The sequence below is a fragment of the Pantoea osteomyelitidis genome (assembly GCF_044342975.1).
GTDB lineage: Bacteria > Pseudomonadota > Gammaproteobacteria > Enterobacterales > Enterobacteriaceae > Pantoea > Pantoea osteomyelitidis.
The window spans coordinates 1-3,164 of sequence record NZ_JBGFSN010000014.1 but is presented as its reverse complement, the minus strand read 5'-3'; the positions used below and the strand labels follow the sequence as shown (position 1 = coordinate 3,164).

Genomic DNA, 3,164 nt, shown 5'->3' with positions numbered 1-3,164 from the left:
TATTATGCTCTTTAACAATCCGGAACAAGCTGAAAATTGAAAATCATGAATAACCGCCGAGGTTATTCAGGGATCTCTCAAATACCTGCATCCTGCATGCGTAAAACGCCTGTGGGTTGTGAGGTTAAGCGAACAAGCGTACACGGTGGATGCCCTGGCAGTCAGAGGCGATGAAGGGCGTGCTAATCTGCGATAAGCGTCGGTAAGGGGATATGACCCGCAACAGCCGACGATACCCGAATGGGGAAACCCGGTGCACTCAGTGCATCATCGCAACATGAATACATAGTGTTGCGAGGCGAACCGGGGGAACTGAAACATCTAAGTACCCCGAGGAAAAGAAATCAACCGAGATTCCCCCAGTAGCGGCGAGCGAACGGGGAACAGCCCAGAGCCTGAATCAGTTTGTGTGTCAGTGGAAGCGTCTGGAAAGGCGCACGGTACAGGGTGACAGTCCCGTACACGAAGACACCCATTCTGTGAGCTCGATGAGTAGGGCGGGACACGTGATATCCTGTCTGAAGATGGGGGGACCATCCTCCAAGGCTAAATACTCCTGACTGACCGATAGTGAACCAGTACCGTGAGGGAAAGGCGAAAAGAACCCCGGCGAGGGGAGTGAAACAGAACCTGAAACCGTGTACGTACAAGCAGTGGGAGCCTCTTTTATGGGGTGACTGCGTACCTTTTGTATAATGGGTCAGCGACTTATATTCTGTAGCAAGGTTAACCGTATAGGGGAGCCGCAGGGAAACCGAGTCTTAATTGGGCGTTAAGTTGCAGGGTATAGACCCGAAACCCGGTGATCTAGCCATGGGCAGGTTGAAGGTTGGGTAACACTAACTGGAGGACCGAACCGACTAATGTTGAAAAATTAGCGGATGACCTGTGGCTGGGGGTGAAAGGCCAATCAAACCGGGAGATAGCTGGTTCTCCCCGAAAGCTATTTAGGTAGCGCCTCGTGAACTCATCTCCGGGGGTAGAGCACTGTTTCGGCTAGGGGGCCATCCCGGCTTACCAACCCGATGCAAACTGCGAATACCGGAGAATGTTATCACGGGAGACACACGGCGGGTGCTAACGTCCGTCGTGAAGAGGGAAACAACCCAGACCGCCAGCTAAGGTCCCAAAGTCATGGTTAAGTGGGAAACGATGTGGGAAGGCCCAGACAGCCAGGATGTTGGCTTAGAAGCAGCCATCATTTAAAGAAAGCGTAATAGCTCACTGGTCGAGTCGGCCTGCGCGGAAGATGTAACGGGGCTAAACCATGCACCGAAGCTGCGGCAGCGACACGTAAGTGTTGTTGGGTAGGGGAGCGTTCTGTAAGCCGCTGAAGGTGGACTGTGAGGTCTGCTGGAGGTATCAGAAGTGCGAATGCTGACATAAGTAACGATAAAGCGGGTGAAAAGCCCGCTCGCCGGAAGACCAAGGGTTCCTGTCCAACGTTAATCGGGGCAGGGTGAGTCGACCCCTAAGGCGAGGCCGAAAGGCGTAGTCGATGGGAAACAGGTTAATATTCCTGTACTTGGTGTTACTGCGAAGGGGGGACGGAGAAGGTTAGGTTAGCCGGGCGACGGTTGTCCCGGTTTAAGCGTGTAGGCTGAGTCTCCAGGCAAATCCGGAGTCTCAAGGCTGAGGCGTGATGACGAGCCACCACGGTGGTGAAGTAACTGATACCCTGCTTCCAGGAAAAGCCTCTAAGCTCCAGGTAACACGAAATCGTACCCCAAACCGACACAGGTGGTCAGGTAGAGAATACCAAGGCGCTTGAGAGAACCCGGGTGAAGGAACTAGGCAAAATGGTGCCGTAACTTCGGGAGAAGGCACGCTGGCGCGTAGGTGAAGGGACTTGCTCCCGGAGCCGAAGCCAGTCGAAGATACCAGCTGGCTGCAACTGTTTATTAAAAACACAGCACTGTGCAAACACGAAAGTGGACGTATACGGTGTGACGCCTGCCCGGTGCCGGAAGGTTAATTGATGGGGTTATCCGTAAGGAGAAGCTCTTGATCGAAGCCCCGGTAAACGGCGGCCGTAACTATAACGGTCCTAAGGTAGCGAAATTCCTTGTCGGGTAAGTTCCGACCTGCACGAATGGCGTAATGATGGCCAGGCTGTCTCCACCCGGGACTCAGTGAAATTGAACTCGCTGTGAAGATGCAGTGTACCCGCGGCAAGACGGAAAGACCCCGTGAACCTTTACTACAGCTTGACACTGAACATTGAGCCTTGATGTGTAGGATAGGTGGGAGGCTTTGAAGCGCGGACGCCAGTCTGCGTGGAGCCAACCTTGAAATACCACCCTTTAATGTTTGATGTTCTAACCTGGCGCCGTGATCCGGCGTGGGGACAGTGTCTGGTGGGTAGTTTGACTGGGGCGGTCTCCTCCCAAAGCGTAACGGAGGAGCACGAAGGTGGGCTAATCACGGTCGGACATCGTGAGGTTAGTGCAAAGGCATAAGCCCGCTTGACTGCGAGCGTGACGGCGCGAGCAGGTGCGAAAGCAGGTCTTAGTGATCCGGTGGTTCTGTATGGAAGGGCCATCGCTCAACGGATAAAAGGTACTCCGGGGATAACAGGCTGATACCGCCCAAGAGTTCATATCGACGGCGGTGTTTGGCACCTCGATGTCGGCTCATCACATCCTGGGGCTGAAGTAGGTCCCAAGGGTACGGCTGTTCGCCGTTTAAAGTGGTACGCGAGCTGGGTTTAGAACGTCGTGAGACAGTTCGGTCCCTATCTGCCGTGGGCGCTGGAAAACTGAGGGGGGTTGCTCCTAGTACGAGAGGACCGGAGTGAACGCACCGCTGGTGTTCGGGTTGTCATGCCAATGGCATTGCCCGGTAGCTAAGTGCGGAAGAGATAAGTGCTGAAAGCATCTAAGCACGAAACTTGCCCCGAGATGAGTTTTCCCTGACCCCCAGAGGGTCCTGAAGGGACGTTGAAGACGACGACGTTGATAGGCCGGATGTGTAAGTGCAGCGATGCATTGAGCTGACCGGTACTAATGACCCGTGAGGCTTAACCTTACAACGCCAGAGGCGTTTTTGAGAGATGTTCAGCTTGTTCACCGGATAAGTCCGGCGTGGCCTGAAGGGGCGGCGCGGGAAAACAGAATTTGCCTGGCGGCTGTAGCGCGGTGGTCCCACCTGACCCCATGCCGAAC

Annotated in this window: 1 rRNA gene; it reads left to right on the top strand. The window is 54.5% G+C overall.

From position 1 onward, the window contains the following. Positions 1–122 precede the first annotated feature (122 nt). Positions 123–3,027: ribosomal RNA gene (locus tag ABU178_RS20045) — 23S ribosomal RNA — on the top strand. Positions 3,028–3,164: the final 137 nt, after the last annotated feature.